The 18,959-nt window shown below is 47.0% G+C and carries 17 protein-coding genes; 11 read left to right on the top strand and 6 right to left on the bottom strand.

The window, feature by feature from the left end; translation table 11 throughout:
- Nucleotides 1-40: 40 nt before the first annotated feature.
- On the bottom strand, nt 41-883 hold the full coding sequence (locus QUB64_RS05910; RefSeq protein WP_333265828.1) for a TlyA family RNA methyltransferase: 843 nt from the start codon (nt 881-883) through the stop codon (nt 41-43).
- Between the two features lie 303 nt (nt 884-1,186).
- On the opposite strand from QUB64_RS05910, the gene QUB64_RS05905 reads away from it, so the two are divergent.
- Complete coding sequence (locus QUB64_RS05905) at nt 1,187-1,384, top strand: hypothetical protein (protein ID WP_333265826.1); 198 nt, start codon at nt 1,187-1,189, stop codon at nt 1,382-1,384.
- Between the two features lie 117 nt (nt 1,385-1,501).
- Here QUB64_RS05905 and apcB read toward each other — a convergent pair whose 3' ends face one another.
- Nucleotides 1,502-2,011: an allophycocyanin subunit beta gene (gene apcB, locus QUB64_RS05900; protein ID WP_333265824.1), complete on the bottom strand. Its 510-nt coding sequence runs from the start codon at nt 2,009-2,011 to the stop codon at nt 1,502-1,504.
- 354 nt (nt 2,012-2,365) lie between these two features.
- On the opposite strand from apcB, the gene glnA reads away from it, so the two are divergent.
- A complete protein-coding gene (gene glnA, locus QUB64_RS05895) occupies nt 2,366-3,787 on the top strand; it encodes a type I glutamate--ammonia ligase (protein WP_333265822.1) in 1,422 nt (473 codons plus the stop codon).
- 190 nt (nt 3,788-3,977) lie between these two features.
- On the opposite strand, the gene QUB64_RS05890 is transcribed toward glnA, so the two are convergent.
- Complete coding sequence (locus QUB64_RS05890) at nt 3,978-4,418, bottom strand: hypothetical protein (protein WP_333265820.1); 441 nt, start codon at nt 4,416-4,418, stop codon at nt 3,978-3,980.
- Nucleotides 4,419-5,041: 623 nt separating this feature from the next.
- Here QUB64_RS05890 and QUB64_RS05885 point away from each other — a divergent pair.
- The 6 genes from QUB64_RS05885 (at nt 5,042) to QUB64_RS05860 (ending at nt 12,648) form a co-directional block, all read left to right on the top strand.
- On the top strand, nt 5,042-6,079 hold the full coding sequence (locus QUB64_RS05885; RefSeq protein WP_333265818.1) for an aldo/keto reductase: 1,038 nt from the start codon (nt 5,042-5,044) through the stop codon (nt 6,077-6,079).
- A gap of 957 nt (nt 6,080-7,036) precedes the next feature.
- Nucleotides 7,037-8,338 carry a glycosyltransferase family 1 protein gene (locus tag QUB64_RS05880; RefSeq protein WP_333265815.1) on the top strand — a complete coding sequence of 434 codons (1,302 nt, stop codon included), beginning with the start codon at nt 7,037-7,039 and terminating at the stop codon, nt 8,336-8,338.
- 85 nt (nt 8,339-8,423) lie between these two features.
- Nucleotides 8,424-9,650 carry a UDP-galactopyranose mutase gene (gene glf / locus QUB64_RS05875; RefSeq protein WP_333265813.1) on the top strand — a complete coding sequence of 409 codons (1,227 nt, stop codon included), beginning with the start codon at nt 8,424-8,426 and terminating at the stop codon, nt 9,648-9,650.
- A gap of 128 nt (nt 9,651-9,778) precedes the next feature.
- Nucleotides 9,779-10,135 (top strand): STAS domain-containing protein, encoded by a 357-nt coding sequence (locus tag QUB64_RS05870; protein WP_333265811.1) that lies wholly within the window; start codon nt 9,779-9,781, stop codon nt 10,133-10,135.
- 462 nt (nt 10,136-10,597) lie between these two features.
- Complete coding sequence (locus tag QUB64_RS05865) at nt 10,598-12,481, top strand: glycoside hydrolase family 2 protein (protein WP_333265809.1); 1,884 nt, start codon at nt 10,598-10,600, stop codon at nt 12,479-12,481.
- Entirely contained in the window at nt 12,481-12,648 is a 168-nt protein-coding gene (locus tag QUB64_RS05860; protein ID WP_333265807.1) for a hypothetical protein, read from the top strand. Before QUB64_RS05865 ends, QUB64_RS05860 begins: the two co-directional genes overlap by 1 nt.
- Nucleotides 12,649-12,743: 95 nt before the next feature.
- Here the strand turns inward: QUB64_RS05860 and QUB64_RS32895 are convergent, their stop codons facing one another.
- On the bottom strand, nt 12,744-12,890 hold the full coding sequence (locus QUB64_RS32895; protein WP_442921631.1) for a hypothetical protein: 147 nt from the start codon (nt 12,888-12,890) through the stop codon (nt 12,744-12,746).
- A 35-nt stretch (nt 12,891-12,925) separates the two neighbouring features.
- On the opposite strand from QUB64_RS32895, the gene QUB64_RS05850 reads away from it, so the two are divergent.
- The gene (locus tag QUB64_RS05850) at nt 12,926-14,044 is read left to right on the top strand and encodes a beta-glucosidase (RefSeq protein WP_333265803.1); all 1,119 of its coding nucleotides are present in this window, start codon (nt 12,926-12,928) and stop codon (nt 14,042-14,044) included.
- Between the two features lie 84 nt (nt 14,045-14,128).
- On the opposite strand, the gene QUB64_RS05845 is transcribed toward QUB64_RS05850, so the two are convergent.
- Nucleotides 14,129-15,592 (bottom strand): hypothetical protein, encoded by a 1,464-nt coding sequence (locus tag QUB64_RS05845; RefSeq protein WP_333265801.1) that lies wholly within the window; start codon nt 15,590-15,592, stop codon nt 14,129-14,131.
- A 44-nt stretch (nt 15,593-15,636) separates the two neighbouring features.
- Complete coding sequence (locus QUB64_RS05840) at nt 15,637-16,491, bottom strand: hypothetical protein (protein WP_333265799.1); 855 nt, start codon at nt 16,489-16,491, stop codon at nt 15,637-15,639.
- A gap of 217 nt (nt 16,492-16,708) precedes the next feature.
- On the opposite strand from QUB64_RS05840, the gene QUB64_RS05835 reads away from it, so the two are divergent.
- Together QUB64_RS05835 and galT are read left to right on the top strand one after the other, a co-directional pair.
- Nucleotides 16,709-17,200, top strand: a complete 492-nt coding sequence (locus QUB64_RS05835) for a helix-turn-helix domain-containing protein (RefSeq protein WP_333265797.1) — start codon at nt 16,709-16,711, stop codon at nt 17,198-17,200.
- Between the two features lie 202 nt (nt 17,201-17,402).
- The gene (galT, locus tag QUB64_RS05830; protein ID WP_333265796.1) at nt 17,403-18,488 is read left to right on the top strand and encodes a galactose-1-phosphate uridylyltransferase; all 1,086 of its coding nucleotides are present in this window, start codon (nt 17,403-17,405) and stop codon (nt 18,486-18,488) included.
- Nucleotides 18,489-18,959: the final 471 nt, after the last annotated feature.

Here is an 18,959-nt window from a genome sequence, read left to right as displayed (position 1 = left end):
TGACATTTTGAAGTCAATCTAAAATCGAAAAATGGAAAATCTAAAATCGATTGACAAGTTCCCCCGCAGCCGCTTTCGCGACTTGTACGATCCGTTCCTTCACAACACCTTCTTCGATCGCCCTTGGCTCTGATTCCTGTTCGCGATCGATCCCCAACCATAAAAGATACTCGATATTACCGGCCGGGCCAAGTAAAGGCGACCAGGTTAAGCCTCTTTCCTGCCATCCTAAAGCTGTGGCTGCCTTCCACACTTGAAAAATCGCATCGGCTTGAGTTGCTGAGTCTCTCACTACGCCTTTTTTCCCGACGCGATCGCGCCCAACTTCAAACTGCGGCTTTACCAACAATACTGCTTCTCGCGGTGGTGCCAGCAATTCCCACAGCGCCGGTAAAACCTTATCTAGGGAAATAAACGACACATCTACTACCGCCAAATCTGCTCGCGGTGACTCCCCGTAAAGCTCCGCAGCAGTCATGTACCGCAAATTGGTGCGTTCTTTCAAAATTACCCTCGGATCGTTGCGCAAGCCCCAATCTGCTTGCCCGTAGCCCACATCTATCCCGTACACGAGGGCCGCGCCGGCTTGCAGCAGACAGTCGGTAAAGCCGCCTGTGGAAATGCCGCCGTCGAGACAAATTCTGCCCGCCACGGGAATCGCAAACACTTCTAAAGCTTTGGCTAGTTTGTCCCCGCCTCTGGAAACGTAGCGCGATCGCTCTTTAATCTGAATGTTTGCTGCAATGTCAACCTCAGTCCCCGGTTTGTCAATTACCTGCTGGTCGATAGAGACTTTCCCAGTCCGAATCAAAGCCTGAGCTTGCTGTCGGGAAGTGCACAAATCTAGGTCTACCAATAAAGTGTCTAGTCGCTGTTTAGCCAAGGTTTTTAATCTGTACGGATAGGTTTTAGGACAGTATCAGATTACCACTTACGCAAAAACCCGACTGCGGATTTTGGCTACCATTGTGGTTTTCCGAGGTACTGCGATCGAATATCCCCATTTGTCTGGTGTTTTGAGCCTTGATAGCCGATCGCCCCTACCTCACACTATGTGACTGAGATCGCTCTGCGTGTGTAGTTGGATCACCGATCGACATTCGTAGAATCACATAAAAAGTTTGGCAAATAGCGGATTATGTAAGTACAGGGGAATGCACTACAAACACAATCAGGGCGATCGACCATGAAAACAATTAACTTTCCTATCAGAGATTCGGGCATTTGTCAAGAAAATCCCCTCGCCTTCGTCAGCGGTAACATCATCCACATTCTTTACCCCAACGGCGAAGTAGAAGTAATAACTGCCGAGCAAATCAACCGCCGCCAAACCAAAAATCCCTTGGACAAATGCCTAGTCTGGGGAGCCGTTGGCGATTTTTAACCCATAAAAAAAGATCGCTTTTCTGCTGTGAAGGCAAAAAAGCGATCGCTCAAACTCCTGCTTGCTAATTGCAAGCCACAAAAGCAATTTGCTGCTAAAAGAACCAGCTTGCTTGACTTAAATATCTTGTTCGCTCAATTCGCGAATCATGTAATCAAAAGGCTGTTCCAGAAAAGGCCCGACAGACAAGCCGGCAGCTTCCACTTGAGCCTTAACCATCTCCTTCATAATCCCGATCCCCATCACCGTCGGGCCAATGGGAACGCTCAGAGAATTGTAAGTTTCCCGCAAACCTTGCAGCACGCGCTCGTCAAGCACATCGGTACTTCCAGCCACCAGCGCGTAAGTAGCGTAACGCAAGTAGTAGTCCATGTCTCGCAGACAAGCCGCGTAGCGGCGAGTCGTGTAGGCATTTCCACCGGGACGGATCAGTTCGGGCTGTTCAGCAAATAGCTGAATACCAGCTTGCTTGACAATTGCCGCAGCATTGCTGTTAATCGCTGCTGCTGCTTGTACCCGTGCTGTGCCTGTTGCAAAATAAGACTTCAACCGATCGATACCATCTCGGTCTAAATACCTACCAGCAACATCATAATTTTCAATCAGACTCGTCACTGCATCGCGCATAAGTTTCTCTCCCAAAAATCTTTATCAATACTTTGCTATCTGAGACAGACCGCCTATTGTAGACTACTACAAATCGGTGTTTGATTAAGATTTGAGATAGGATTTTACGATCGGCAGTCAATCTCCGGCAAACAGCCCCAAAATAGGGTGGTTTACCTTGTATCTTCAGCCGAAACATCGACAGGGCAAGCATCACGAACTGCCCGGCCGCACTGGGCTTACTTAGATTTTTGTATCTATTGCTACAAAGATGTGGGTACTGAAGGCCTAGGATCGCCCAAACAGTCTGAAATCTGCCGTTAGCGAAGCCCTCGAAGAGGATCGCCAAGACACAACCAATATCAGGAGTAAGTCATGTTCCAGACACCCCAAGAAGCCTTAAACTACATAAAAGAAAATAAGATCCAGATCGTTGACCTGAAATTCATCGATATGCCGGGGATCTGGCAACACCTTTCCCTGTACCACGACCAAATCGACGAAACAGCCTTCACCGACGGCGTACCCTTCGACGGTTCCAGCATTCGGGGCTGGAAAGCCATCAACGAATCAGACATGACAATGGTCATCGATCCTACCACCGCGTGGATGGACCCGTTCATGGCAGAACCCACCATCAGCTTCATCTGTAGTATCAAAGAACCCCGCACCGGCGAACCGTACAGCCGCTGTCCCCGCACCATAGCCCAAAAAGCCATAGACTACCTGCTGACCACCGGTCTCGGCGATACAGCATTCTTCGGCCCAGAAGCAGAATTCTTCATTTTTGACGACGTTCGCTTCGACCAAACCCAAAATTCCGGCTACTATTACGTAGACTCGATCGAAGGTCGCTGGAATTCCGGCAAAGAAGAAGCAGGCGGCAACCTCGGCTACAAACCCCGTTACAAAGAAGGTTATTTCCCAGTAGCACCAACCGATACCTCTCAAGACATGAGAACTGAAATGCTGCTGACAATGGCCAAGTGTGGCGTACCAATCGAAAAACACCACCACGAAGTCGCCACCGGCGGTCAATGCGAACTCGGTTTCCGCTTTGCAACATTAGTCCAAGCCGCCGACTACTTGATGACATACAAATACGTCATCAAAAACGTCGGCAAAAAATACGGCAAAACCATCACCTTCATGCCGAAACCGCTGTTTAACGACAACGGTTCCGGGATGCACGTTCACCAGTCGATTTGGAAAGACGGCCAACCCTTATTTGCAGGCGATCAATATGCAGGTTTCAGCCAAATGGGACTGCATTACATCGGCGGCATTCTCAAGCACGCCCCGGCACTTTTGGCAATCACCAACCCCACAACCAACTCCTACAAGCGGTTGGTTCCGGGCTTTGAAGCGCCTGTAAACTTAGCTTACTCTCAAGGAAATCGATCGGCATCAGTGCGAATTCCGCTGTCAGGAACCAACCCCAAAGCCAAGCGCTTAGAATTCCGCTGTCCCGACGCCACATCCAACCCTTATTTAGCCTTTGCAGCCATGCTGTGCGCAGGCTTAGACGGCATCAAGAATCAAATCGATCCGGGCGAACCTTTGGACGTGGATATCTACGATCTTTCTCCGGAAGAATTGAGCAAAGTTCCTTCAACTCCCGGTTCCTTGGAAGGCGCTTTAGAAGCTTTAGAAAAAGACCACGCTTTCTTAACTGAAACAGGCGTCTTTACCGAAGATTTCATCAAAACCTGGATTTCCTACAAACTCGACAACGAAGTCAACCCGATGCGGTTGCGTCCTCACCCCTACGAGTTTGCTCTGTACTACGACTGTTAATCGATAAGTTGTTGTGCATTTAAATTGCATATTCGGGGCGGCTTCGGAGCAACGCCCCACTCATGGTTTGATTATGTATTGACATACAATTTAAATGCAGAATAGCTGAAAAATTTAAAAGGGGAATTATACCATTTTAAATCTTTAATTGATACAAACGCCGCCCTTAAAAGCGGCGTTTTTTTGGAGTTTAGAACTTCTGGATCAGCGCCCAGACTTTCCCCTTACCAGAGACTATCTCGGCGACGCTGCGAGTGGTAGCACCCTCTGTCGCGTCAGAGACATTCTCTACAGCCCATTTTTTTGCTTTCTCATCCACAATAAATAAATCGTCAGCGGTAGTGCCTTCCTGAACTCGATATATCTTATTCAGAATGAAAAGCTTCTGCGCGTCAGCTTTTGGTATGCCCGTAACCTCATCTGGATCGACAGATAGGACACTGCCTTTTTTTAATGTACCTTTTGAAGTCTTGAAATTGCGATCGCTCTTTGCTGCTATTTGCACCCTGTGAAGCTGCGAACTTGGCTCAGTCTCAGAGATATTCCAAACAGCAGCTATGCTCCCAGTTTTCCCCAAACTGAGAACCGCTGCAAAGGCTGTAAAAATTAACAAAGGCTTGAAATAATTCATCGTATTTATGCTTGTTTCAATGACCGAGATCGAATTGGTTCGTAGTGAGGACTTCAGTCCGCATCCAGATTAGTTCGTAGTGAGGACTTCAGTCCGCATCTAGATTGGTTCGTAGTGAGGACTTCAGTCCGCATCCAGATTGGTTCGTAGTGAGGACTTCAGTCCGCATCCAGATTAGTTCGTAGTGAGGACTTCAGTCCGCATCCAGATTAGTTCGTAGTGAGGACTTCAGTCCGCATCCATGAATAGGACTCGCATTCCTCACTACAAACCTGATTTATGAGGACTTCAGTCCGCATCCATGAATAGGACTCGCATTCCTCACTACAAACCTGATTTATTACGAGTAATTGACGGGACATCATACGATTATAAATTAGCACTTAGCAATCAAGTAGGTAGGTCGGAAAAATTATCCAGATAGAACCCATTTAAGATATATTGGTTTAATCACCAGCCAAGAGTAAAATGCCAGGGCGATCGACAATTTGACTAAATTGGCAAAACATTCAACATCGAGCTCCGCAAAGACAGCACCCCCAAAGCCCCTCACCTCCGACTGATGCGGGCACGGTAAATTCAGATATAGACTCTTAAGCGTCAAGAACTAACGGATAAATGACATGAGATACAAACTACTAGGTCACAGCGGACTTCGCGTTTCCGAAATCTGCCTCGGAAGCATGACTTTTGGCGAAGACTGGGGTTGGGGCGGTTCCTACGACGAAAGCCGGAAAATGTTCGACGCCTTTGCAGAAGCAGGCGGCAATTTCATTGATACCGCGAATCTCTACACCAACGGTACCAGCGAAAAATATGTCGGTGACTTCATCGCAGGCGATCGCGAAAAATGGGTAATTGCAACTAAATACAGCCTGAACATGAAAAATGGCGACATCAACGGTTTCGGCAACCACCGCAAAAATATGGTACAAGCAGTAGAAGCAAGTTTGAAGCGATTGCAAGTTGAATACATAGATTTGCTGTGGCTGCACGCTTGGGATTTTACCACACCCGTCGAAGAAGTAATGCGCGCCTTTGACGATTTGGTACGTGCAGGCAAAATTCTCTACATCGGCATTTCCGATACACCGGCTTGGATTGTTTCTCAAGCAAATACCCTCGCCAACCTGCGCGGCTGGACACCATTTATCGGCTTGCAAATCGAGTATTCTTTAAAAGAGCGAACTCCCGAACGGGATTTGCTCCCCATGGCAAAAGCCTTCGATATTGGCGTCACAGCTTGGAGCCCCCTAGCAGGCGGTTTGCTGACCGGAAAATACAACATTTCAGAAACCGCCGGCGAAGCCAAACGGCTTAATTCACCTGAATCTGGAAAAATTAGCGAACGCGATTTAAATATTGCTGCTGAAGTTGGTAGAATAGCAGCCGAAATTGGCAAACCTCCTTCTCAAGTAGCCCTAAATTGGCTGCGCCAGCAACCAATCGATGTGATTCCCATTGTCGGTTCCCGCAAACTCTCGCAACTTCAAGAAAATCTCGCTTGTTTGGAGTTTGAATTAACTCCCGAACAAATGCAGCAGCTAGACAAAGTAAGTGCCATTGAATTGGGTTTTCCCCACGATTTCTTAAAGAGTTCGATGGTGCAAGATTTTGCCTTTGGAGGGGGAATCGCCAAAATAGACAGCCGCCGACTGTAAAGTTGCTGCTATCTTCTAGTCGCGGGTTTGCGTCGATATTTGGTGCGGGAATCGCAGATATGGGCAAACCCGCCCTTAGAGGGATGATTGAGATTTGTACTCTGGGTGTCAGTTTAACCTCACATCTTGCACCAATCTCGTCACCTTGGTTTCTTGTAGCAGACTCGCGTAAAATCCTAGGTTTCTCGTGGCTGTTACCTGGTTTCTCCGGTATAGTTGAGAAGGGTACCAGATGTGGGTTGAGCCCAAATACATAAACTGTCAATTGTTAATCTATCGGAAGTCATAAATCTCGGCAAAAAACTTGTATATTCAGATACAAATTTAGGAAATTTGCGATCGGATGAGTGTAAGAAAGGCGAGGTTTGTCAAATCAAAAGGCAACAAAAGCTCGATCGCAAATTTTCTATCCTCTCCAAATAAAGCCCTAAAACTCGCTCAGTTTTAACACCTGTTCAAAAAAACAATGCAACGGTAGGCAAGCTTCAAACCCTTAATTCATCAGTCATTCCCAATTATTCAATTCTTCAATCTCAAATCTCAAATCTAAACTGGTAGATCCCCGTACCTGCCAGTTAAGAGTCATTTTACAAGAGCGATCGGCATTTTAACCGCTTTTGAAAAGCGTGCAAGCGAGGCACGCCCTGCGATCGAAGTCATCCTTCAGATAGAAGTAATCGCAGAAAAAATGAGTTAGATTTAACAACAATAGCAAGTCTAAGAATATTAACTTATCTCCAGTTTCAATTCTGAAAAAAGCAGATAAGCGTGTTTTTCCGCACCTAAGCAGTTGCTTTGTTTGAGCCAATAAATGCGGCGCTTGCTGGCCCCTAAAAATTCTCAGATTGATGCTTGCGACTTTCAGCAAGAGACTGCTGGGAAGGATATCGTATTGACAAAATTTCCCGGATCAATTTGCATTGACCAATTTTCATTGACAAATTTCAGAGGCTAATTATGTCCCCCCCAGAAAACTCAGTAAACAAAAATTATAGCAATAAAGGTCGAGCATGGGAGATCCGATTTACCTCGATAGATCCCGCAAAATCTCCCTCTCAATTCGCACCCTCACCCGCATTGCGCGCTAACTTATCAAAAGCTGCTGCTTTAGATGCACCGGATTTAGTTTGCCTGTCTCATTTGCGGTGGAATTTCGTCTATCAGCGTCCGCAACATCTCTTAGGCCGCTGTGCCAAAAATCGCCGCGTCTTCTTTATAGAAGAACCTGTTTTCAGCTCGGCTACAGATTGGCGGCTTGATGTCAGCATTCACGAAACCGGAGTCTGGATAATAGTACCGCACCTGAGCGAAGGAATCAGCGAAGAAACTGCGCAAACTGCTCAGCAAGCCATGCTAGATGATTTGTTTCAAGCAGCAGAAATTAGCCAGTACATCCTCTGGTATTACACACCAATGGCTGTCAATTTCACCAACCACTTAAAGCCGCTAGCTGTAGTCTACGACTGCATGGACGAACTGTCAGCTTTTCAGGGCGCGCACCCGAATTTAAAAGCAAATGAAACCCAACTATTAAAGCGCGCCAGCGTCGTATTTACAGGCGGACACAGCCTCTACGAAGCCAAACAGCACCAGCACCCAAACATTCATGCTTTCCCCAGCAGCATCGAAAAAGAACACTTTGCTACAGCCAGGAATCTTTCTGAAGAACCGGCGGATCAAAAAGACATTCCTCACCCGCGTTTGGGATTTTTTGGCGTTATAGACGAACGCATGGATATCGAACTGCTGGGCGGGATTGCCGAAGCGAGGCCGGACTGGCATTTAGTCATCATTGGCCCGGTGGTGAAAATCGACCCGGCAACTCTACCAACTAACCCAAACATCCACTATCTCGGCGGCAAATCTTATCAAGAATTGCCCGCGTATCTTGGCGGGTGGGATATAGCAATGCTGCCTTTTGCGATTAACGAATCGACTAAATTTATTAGTCCCACGAAAACTCCCGAATACCTTGCTGCCGGCAAACCGGTGATTTCTACTCCCATCCGCGACGTGGTGCGCCCCTACGGAGAAAACGGCTTGGTTCGGATTGCGAGCAATGTTGCAGAATTCGTTGCTGCTGCTGAAGAAATCATGGGCGAAACTTCGGACGCACGCGCCAAGTGGCTGGGCGAAGTAGATGCCTTTTTAGCAGACAATTCTTGGGACAATACCTGGGGCGAAATGCTGGGGTTGATCGAAAGTGCGATCGCAGGCAAAAGCCAGAAAACAGAAGGCAGGATGAAAGTTTTAAGTTAGGATTTTTGAGGTTTAACACTCAAAAATACTAGCTTGCCAATTACCAATTACCAATTACCAATTACCAAAATTCAGAGGTGTTTTAATGTTTGACTATTTAATTGTCGGAGCAGGATTTGCAGGTAGCGTTATTGCCGAAAGACTAGCAAATCAGGCGGGAAAAACAGTCTTGATAATTGATACCCGCAACCACATCGGCGGCAACGCCTACGACCACTACGACAATCACGGCATCCTCGTCCACAAATACGGCCCCCACATTTTTCACACCAATTCCCGCCAAGTTTTCGAGTACCTTTCGCAGTTCACCGAGTGGCGGCCTTACGAACACCGCGTCCTTGCCAGCGTTGACGGTCAACTGCTGCCAATTCCCATCAATCTCAACACCGTCAACAAACTTTACGGACTGAATCTCACATCATTTGAAGTAGAAGATTTCTTCGCGAAGGTAGCCGAACCAAAGGATTATATTCGCACTTCCGAAGATGTCGTTGTCAGCAAAGTCGGCCGCGAACTTTACGAGAAATTCTTCCGCAACTACACCCGCAAACAGTGGGGAATGGACCCGTCGGAACTCGACAAATCAGTGATTGCCCGCGTACCCACTCGCATTAACCGGGACGATCGCTATTTCACCGATACCTATCAAGCAATGCCCCTGCACGGCTACACTCGGATGTTTGAAAAGATGCTCGATCACCCAAACATCAAGGTGATGCTGAATACCGACTACCGCGAGATTGAAGGTTTTATTCCTTACGGTGAAATGATTTACACCGGGCCTGTGGATTCCTATTTCAATTATTGCTACGGCAAACTGCCTTACCGTTCCTTGGAATTCAAGCACGAAACGCTGAACGTACCGGTACATCAAGCAGCACCAGTAGTAAACTACCCCAACGAGCATTTATATACTCGCTGCACGGAGTTTAAATACCTCACCGGACAAGAACATCTAAAAACGAGCATTGTCTACGAATATCCCCAAGCTGAGGGAGACCCTTACTACCCGGTTCCGCGTCCAGAAAATGCGGAAATTTACAAGAAATATAAGGCTTTGGCTGATGCAACTCCGGGAGTTTCTTTCGTGGGAAGGCTGGCGACTTACAGGTATTACAACATGGATCAAGTTGTCGCTCAAGCTCTGACAACTTATACTCAAATTACGACCAAGCCGGTGATTGAATTGGTGGCAAATCTTAACGAGTCGGCCTCTAATTTAAGCTCGTCGAATGCAGTTGCCGAGAACCCAGCCCCCGCTTCTCTAGAAGTCGCTGCTGTCAACGGGAACGGGAAATTTGCTAGCAAGTAGCTGGAAGCTTTGAGTTTGTAAGGGGCAAAAAGTCTACGGCGATAGTTGAAAATGTAAGGTGCGCAGTGCGCACCTACTTGGTTTTCATCAAAAGTTCTTTAACAATTCAAGCAAGCGTTGAGGTAAAAATGAGCGTGATCGTGAAAATTATTTTGTCTCATCAGGTTTTGGAAGGTTCTCAATTTCCTCAGTTTCAGAAAGAAATAGAGCGCCTAATTGAAAGCGACGGCAAAATTCTGATGATCGATTTCTCAAATATCAAGTTCTTGAAAAATTCTGAGTTAATGGCTGTAGTGGCGATCGTGAAATTAGTTAGAGACAGCGGATGTATACTTTTGATGTCTGCCATGAGCGAACAAGTTAGAATGCTATTTGAACTCACGGGACTAGAACAGATATTTCAGTGTTTGCCGCCTCCGGAAGAACTTGCCATCAAAAGTGAGCTAACTGAACCGTTAGGAGGTTTGCAAAGTGTTGTCAGCTAGGAGAGAGCGGGAGTATTTCTAGGGTACATCGAAGCCAGACAATCCCTATAGCTTTTTTCAGATAGATGAGGCACGCTTGTGGTAATTGGTGAGGGGCTTCTGGGCTTTCAAACCCCAAGCTTTTTTATGATTGCCGATTTTATTTTTAATTCATTACTTAAAAAACAAGCATACCTCATCTTTTTGAGCAAGGCTATAATTGTGGGATTTTTGGGTACGAACCATTTAAGAAATCAGGTGCGTCGCTACTCGAAAAGTCGATTTTTTTTAGGGATTTTTAACGGCGACGCACCCTACGACTGAATAATTTGTTCGCTTAAGGCTCAGTTTGTTTGATTTAAAGTTCAGGCTGTTTGAAGTGAAACTTTTTAATTATTGAGGGATAAATTAGATCGCAAAAAACTTGTCAAAGTCGGGGGAATTGTCGTTAACCTATAAATATAACTTCGGGTAGATGTGCCGATGAGTTGGTTAGGTAGAGAACTAGAAAATTGCGATATTGAAGAGTCTTCCACTCTAGACAACAAGATGACTGTTCAAGGGCGCAAAACAGGTTATCCGCGCCCCCAATTGCGCCGCAGCAACTGGATTTGTCTGAACGGTCAGTGGAGGTTTGCTTATGACGACGCGGGAGGCTGCGTGCAGCCGATCGACATTTCTGAGTGGGATCGCACTATAGAAGTGCCGTTTGCTCCGGAATCGCCAAAAAGCGGGATCGGCGACACGAATTTTCACGCTAACTGCTGGTACGATCGCGAATTTGACGTACCCCACACAGAAAGCAGAGTTCTCCTCCACTTCGGCGCCGTAGACTACCGCGCCCGCGTCTGGGTAAACGGTCAGTTTGTCATCGAACACGAAGGCGGACACACTCCTTTCACCGCAGACATTACAGCAGTTATTAACCCCACAGGCCCGCAGCGGGTGACAGTCTGGGCCCAGGACGACCCGCAAGACTTGGCGAAACCGCGCGGGAAGCAAGATTGGCAAGTTGAACCGCACAGCATTTGGTATCCGCGCACGACTGGCATTTGGCAGACGGTGTGGGTAGAATTGGTGCCTCACACTTATATCGATCGCATCCGCTGGACTCCGCAGTTTGAACGCTGGGAAATCGGTTTTGAGGCGTTTGTGGCGGGCGATCGCCAATCTGGGATTCAAATTAAAGTTAAACTGTCGATCGGCTGTTTGCTGCTCGTCAACGACACCTACGAAGTCATCAACGGCGAAATCCACCGCCGCATCGCCCTTTCAGACCCGGGGATCGACGACTACCGCAACGAACTGCTGTGGAGTCCCGAAAAACCGACATTAATTAACGCTCAAGTGCAGTTGTGGGCCGACGGCAAACTGCTCGACGAGATTAAATCGTACACCGCCATGCGGACAGTCAGCATCCAGCGCGATCGCTTCATGCTGAACGGCCGCCCCTACTACCTGAGACTGGTGCTCGATCAAGGTTATTGGCCCGACACCCTGATGACGGCCCCCTCCGACGAAGCTTTGCGCCGCGATGTCGAATTAGTCAAAGCAATGGGTTTTAACGGTGTCCGCAAACACCAAAAAATCGAAGATCCGCGATTTTTGTATTGGGCCGACGTGCTGGGGCTGCTAGTTTGGGAAGAAATGCCCAGCGCCTACCGCTTCACTCCCAAGGCCGTTGACAGGTTGACGCGGGAGTGGACGGAAGCGATCGATCGCGACTCCAGCCATCCCTGTATCGTAGTCTGGGTGCCCTTCAACGAATCTTGGGGAGTTCCCAATTTAGTCGAAGCGCCCGCCCACCGCAACTACGTCCAAGCGCTGTATTTCTTGACCAAAACCCTCGATCCGACTCGCCCCGTCATCGGTAACGACGGCTGGGAAAGCACAGATACCGACATCCTGGCGATTCACGACTACGACAACAACCCGCAAACCGTAGCCAAGCGCTACGGGCCCGAAGTCCAGTTAGTCGATTTGTTCGATCGCGGGCGTCCCGGAGGGCGCGTCCTCACTCTGGACGGGCACCCGCACCAAGGACAGCCGGTGATGCTGACGGAATTCGGCGGTATCGCCTGCGCGGGGCGGGAAAACCCCGATTTTCACCGGGTTTGGGGCTACGTGCGGGCGTCCGACACATCAGAACTGCAAAAGCGCTACACGGCGCTATTGCACGTGGTAAACCGAGTGGAAATGTTCAGCGGATTTTGTTACACGCAGTTGACTGATACTTTCCAAGAAGCTAATGGTTTGCTGTATGCCGATCGCACTCCTAAGTTTCCCCTACAGGCGATCGCGGCGGCAACTCTCGGCTGGGATATTCCCGAAGAAAGTTCGCAGCCGCCAACTATTACTCAGTGCTAATGGGGAATGGGGCATGGGGCATTGGGCATTGGGCATTGGGAATGGGGCATTGGGAATGGGGCATTGGGCATTGGGCATGGGCATTGGGAATGGGGCATTGGGAATGGGGCATTGGGCATTGGGCATGGGCATTGGGCATGGGCATTGGGCATTGGTGCTTTTTTTGATTAGCTCTTAGTTTTCAGATCTTGCCAATTACCTATTACCAATTCCCTGTTTGGCCAATTCCCAATTCCCTGTTTGGCCAATTACCTATTACCAATTACCTATTACCAATTCCCTGTTTGGCCAATTCCCTGTTTTGCCAATTCCCAATTCCCTGTTTGGCTAATTCCCAATTCCCCATCCCCCATGCCCAATTCCCCATCCCCCATGCCCCATCCCCCATGCCCCATCCCCCATGCCCCATGCCCAATTCCCCATTCCCCATCCCCCATTAGATTGATGTTTCAAAGTTTTTTCATGGGCGGTTTTGAATGTTCTACGCACAAATTGCGATCGGGAAAACGCCTTGATGTCACAGCCGCCACCGGCCACGACAAATTTGCGATCGCCGACTACCAGCGCTTGCAACAGCAAGGCATTTACACAGTCCGCGAAGGCCTCCGCTGGCACTTAATCGAACAGTCGCCGGAACAATACGATTTTTCCAGCGCCCTGCCCATAATTCGCGCCGCCCGCGATACCAAAATGCAGGTAATTTGGGATTTGTTTCACTACGGCTGGCCGGACGATATTGATATTTTCAGCCCCGAATTCGTGTCGAGGTTTGCCAAGATGGCGGGCGCTTTTATGCAAGTCCTAACCAATGAAACAGACCAAACACCTTTCGTGACACCTGTCAATGAAATTTCATTTATTGCCTGGGGCGGCGGCGATGTCGCTTACATCAATCCCTTTGCTAGAGGGCGGGGAGATGAACTAAAAATTCAGCTAGTCAAAGCTGCGATCGCAGCGATAGAATCTGTTTGGGAAATCAATCCCCGCAGCCGCATCGTGCAAATCGACCCCGTAATTAATATTATTGCCGCTCCTGACAAACCCGAGGATCGAGAGCTTGCAGAAGGTTATCGCTTATCTCAATATCAAGCTTGGGATATGTTGGCGGGACGCTTTCTCCCCGAGCTCGGCGGCCAGGAAAAATATCTCGATATTATTGGGGTGAATTATTACGATCGCAATCAGTGGATTCACAACGAACACCCGATGAAATACACCGATCCGCTATACCGCCCGTTTGGCGAGATGCTGCAAGAAGTGTTCGATCGCTACGGCCGCCCCTTATTCGTCGCAGAAACAGGCACTGAAGACGATTTTAGACCTGTCTGGTTTAATTATGTGTGCAATCAGGTAGCGGCGGCGCTGAAAGCAGGAGTGCCGATCGAGGGAGTTTGCTTGTATCCGATCGTCAACCATCCGGGTTGGGACGATGACAGGCACTGTTACAATGGTTTGTGGGATTATTGCAATGAATCGGGCGATCGGGAAATTTACCAGCCTTTAGCGGATGAATTGCAGTATCAAAGACAGCAGATTGAACCGCTGCTGAAGCCGCAGACTTGATAAGTGCTTCTGTAGGGTGCGCTTCGGCGCACCTTATACTAAATGTGCGTTAACAATACTAAATTTGATTTCCTTTGTATTCGCTCAACCCAGCATAAAAGAGTCAAGCTCATCTACATTGTGAATAATCTTGGAATCAGAAACGCCATAAGCTTCAGCTAATTCGATACTAGCTTGCAATTTCAATTCAAGGTTTAAGTTAGGATCAAAAGCTGCTTCAGCTAAGTTCCCTAATCGTTCATAGGTAGCAACAAGATTAGCAACTGCTGCCTTATAAGCTCTGTCAATTCTAGCCAGAGACTGTTGATAATATTGTTCCACTTGTCGAGCAATTTGAGTATCTTTTCCCAAGAATTGCTTACAGAAACCAGTCACGATTCGACCCGCGATTGCACCAATGACTGCGCCAACAACAGGAATCGGAATCAAAGCTTGTCCGACAGTAGCCCCAGCAGCAACAATGGCTGAATCAGCACAAGCGAACAAACTCAACTCAACGAATTGATCGCGAGTAATTTCTCCTCGATTCAAACTACCAACTAAACTAGCAATTTCCATACCTGCACTAACAAAAGCACCAGCTAAAGGAGCAGACATTTGGGCAAAATTGGTTAACCCATAAATAGCCGTTGCCGATATACCACTGAGCGCTGCTCCTTTGACGGTATCAAGTCCAACCTCTTGCCAATCTTCAAGGGTTAACTCGCCCTTAAAAACGTTTTTACCTTGCTTATGCTTAGCGTAAAGCTTAGTAGCAAACCGAATGCTACCTCCGATAACCGCGCCTTTAACAGCAACATGACCAAAATCAGTCAGAGTAGGCTGAGCGTCGTCGCGTATCCCATCCTTAATTTGTTTGTTTTCTTGCTTTAATTCATGCTCTTTGCGCTCTAGCGTCTCGTCAACTTTGCCTATTTGCACATCTTCATAGTTGGATGATGCAGATTTGACAGTATGATTGAAAGGACGACCAGACATTTGCTCTATTTCTTGAGCTTTTTCTTGTATTATTTGAGCGGTACGGCTTGTTATTCCCTCGACTTGTTCCCCTTTCAATATTTTATCAATAGTCTCATATTGGTTTTTAGGAATATGGTAATATGACCCATCTCTACCAAAGTTTTCGTATTTCTTCATGTGGTCGAGAACGTGGTCTAAATTATTTCCCATCCCATTTACAAATTTAGACTGTACCTTAACCCCATCAATTAAATAATCTTCGGGTGCTGTTCTACCCACTCCCTCAAAAGTGGCGCGCATTTCAGAGGATTTCAAAAGAGATTTTGCATTGCGAATACCAACCTCTACTTGCTCGGCTATTTCACCGTGTTTCGTGCTTGCGTTTCCCAGAATGTTTTCGGGAGTACCCACAAAATCACGAACTTTATCAATCTCCCCGACCGCTGAAAAAAACGCTCGGTCTTGTTTACTGAGTTCCGTTGCAAGCTGTTCTGCACCGCGCAGATTTTCCTCAGCTACTATTACAGCCACAAATTGAGTTGTCTGATGTCTGTTTTCTCTTGTTTCCATGTTAAAAAAAAGCAGCATTGCTTCCCAATGGCTAGAGAACAATGCTGCACTCCAAATTATAATTACATTTTCAGGTCTACGGTCTTGTTAAGTGACTTGCTCAGGGAATTAATGGAATTGATTAAAGTCGCCAGCCTTTGTTTGAGACCTTGGCTAAAATCCAAGTAATTCAAAGGTGCATTCTGCTTGAAGTATTGCAGTTCACTTTGAATAAGGTTTGCTAGTTTGACAGTTTCCTGTTCCAGCAAGTTTACTTCTGTCCTGGTTGCGTTGACTTTAGCTGTGTCACGTTCAATTTCAATTGCATGGTTAGTAGCTTCTTTGCCAATTTTCTTATTTTGCTCAGTTAGCATCATTCCACCACCTGCCAAAGCTACACCACCAATCGCCCAGCCCACCGGCCCTGTTAGTGCCAGCAGTGCATTTCCAGCCAACATACCGCCACCACCTGCAGTAAGTGCACCGCCTCCCAACCAAGCTAAAGCTGCATTAGTAGCAGCAGCACCGGAAAGGGAAGCAATCGCAGTACCCGTTGAGGCTGTTCCAAAAGTTGTGGCAATTGCCATCGCTGCTGTTGGTCCAAAGAGGGCAACTCCAGCTCCAGCCATGACTCCTGCACCAGCAGTAGATCCTGCTACATTGGTATTGGGTTCTGCATAAACTAGATCCCAATCTTTCCCAGTAATTTCTTTAAGCTGAAACTTCAGTTTTGTAGCAACTTTGCTAAATTCTTTTGGTGAGTTGGCCAGCGTGTTAATGTAATTCTCGCATAGTTGGATAATCTCGACCCCACGATTGACTCGCGTTTGATAAAGACTTCCAGCGGAATTTTGTAAATACTGACACGATCTTTCGTAATTTTCTACTGCAAGGCGCAGTCTTTCTAGTGCCTCTTTCTTGTATCCATCTTTAAACATTTATTCGTTAATCCGTAATAATGAGGAGTTTGTGTCGATAACTCTGTCCAGCACAAAACGACACCCCGCAAGAAGTGAGCTTTTCCGTGATAGCTAGAGATCGAGAATTAACCTGCTTTTTTTTAATATAACTTAACCAAGCTTAGCTAAGAAACTAATAACCATTAGAAATCGTGTTAGAATCCCATTAGGAAAACTCCAAACACACACTCCGCCTATGAGCACGATCGGCGATCGCTTCCCCGAAGCTGCCCGCGACTGGGATTTAGAAACCCTCTACACAGACCTCGCATCTGCTAAAGGCAAGCGCCTCACCCCCACCGAAAAGCTGCACCTGCGCGGCTTGCTTTCCAGCCACAGTCCCGCCGAAATTGCCGAACAACTCAATAAAAACGCTAAGGGAATTGCGGTTGACTTTTGCAATACAATTTATCAATATGTCAAAAAACTTGTAGGCAAGGGCGATGAAAAGGTAGAAAACTGGAGAAATATTTGTGAATGGCTTGAGGAAGCAGGATATAAAACATACCAGCCGACAGAACCTGAATCAGGTGATTGTTTATCAGCAAAATTTATCATAAAAAAAGCCAATGTAGTTCTTGATAAAAATCAAATCATAGTTGATATCAATCTGCGAATAGTAGCATCCTCACCTTCAGAAATTCCCATCCTAGAAAACTTCGATCTCAATGGCAATGGTGCAAATTAAGGAAAATCAGCTTTAAAGCATCAGCTTAATGTTCAACCTTCAGTCTGGCAGGAGTTTCTACCCCTGCCGAACAATCGCCCTAAGTTGGCACTCCTAACTTGACTTATCAATATAATTTGCGACTTTAGGTAGGGGCAAATCCTTAAAGAACGAAGTTATACTTCTAAAATCTCTTAAAAGCCGATCGCCCGCCCCAACCAAAATGCACTCCCAAATATTGCAAAAACCAGACGGCCGCCCGCTGACACTGTACAGCCGCTACCCAATCCCAGAAGGCATCGCGGCCGTAAGTCCCAGCAATGAACCCGTCAAGGCAAACCCACATTTTCGCTGGCATCCTTTGCGGGGGGAATGGGTAGCATATGCCAGCCACCGCCAGGGCAGAACATTCATGCCGCCGCCGGAATACAACCCGCTGGCTGCGACAATTAACCCTAAGTTTCCCACAGAATTACCCCCTGGCCAATACGACGTAGCTGTTTTTGACAACCGCTTTCCTTCGATGACTTTGCAGGCACACAATGCACCTACAAATATTGTGGAAACTTTGCCCGCTAAGGGCATTTGCGAAGTGGTAGTCTTTACTCAAGATCCGCTGGCTTCGTTAGGTGCTTTGGAGTTAAGTCACTTAGAATTACTGTTAGAAGTGTGGGCCGATCGCACTTCCGCGATTGGCAGCAATCCCGAGATAGAATATGTCTTGCCCTTTGAAAATCGCGGTGTCGAAGTCGGAGTAACTTTGCACCACCCTCACGGTCAAATTTATGCTTATCCGTTCGTGCCTCCGGTGCCGGCGCGGATGTTAGAATGTCAGTCGGTTTACTATCAAAAAAATAACAGCGGTTTGCTGCAAGATTTGATTCAAAAAGAGATAGCCGACAAACAGCGCATTCTGTATTTAGACTCCGATGCGATCGCCTTTGTCCCCGCTTGCGCCCGCTATCCTTACGAAGTCTGGATTGCGCCGATCGCACCAGCAGCCACATTTATCGATCTTACCGAAAAACAGCGTCGATCGCTTGCCAAAGCCTTAAAAACAGTCACCCTTAAATACGACGGTTTGTGGCACCGCCCTTTCCCTTATTTGATGGCTTGGTTTCAAGGGCCGACAGACGGAAAGCCTCACCCGGAGGCGCATCTGCACGCTGAGTTTTATCCGCCCTATCGATCGAGCGATCGGCTAAAATACCTAGCTGGAACCGAACTGGCCGCGGGAATGTTTGCTAACGATGCTTTACCGGAAGAAAAGGCTAAAGAATTGCAAGCCATATCTGTTAATCTATGTTAATAACCTTGGTTCGTAGTGAGGACTTCAGTCCTTCTTTATCACAGTAAATTTAGGTTAATAACTTCCATAAAAAAGGTTCGTAGTGAGGACTTCAGTCCTTTTTATTACGGTAAATTTAGGTTAATAACTTCCATAAAAAAGGTTCGTAGTGAGGACTTCAGTCCTTCTTTCTTACGGTAAATTCAGGTTAATAACTTACACAAAAAAGGTTCGTAGTGAGGACTTCAGTCCTTTTTATTACGGTAAATTTATGTTAGTACCTTTAATAAAAAAGGTTAGTAGTGAGGACTTTAGTCCTTCTTTATTACAAAATTTCAAGAAGGACTGAAGTCCTCACGCTCGATCCTTTTAGGAAGGAATGAAGTCCTCACTACTAACCTTTTAGGAAGGACTGAAGTCCTCACGCTCGATCCTTTTTTAGAAGGACTGAAGTCCTCACGCTCGATCCTTTTTTAGAAGGACTGAAGTCCT

Origin of the sequence: Microcoleus sp. Aus8_D2, from assembly GCF_036702665.1 — a bacterium.
Taxonomy (GTDB): domain Bacteria; phylum Cyanobacteriota; class Cyanobacteriia; order Cyanobacteriales; family Microcoleaceae; genus Microcoleus.
Note: the sequence above shows the minus strand (reverse complement) of the source record. Positions and strands in the feature narration are given on the sequence as shown.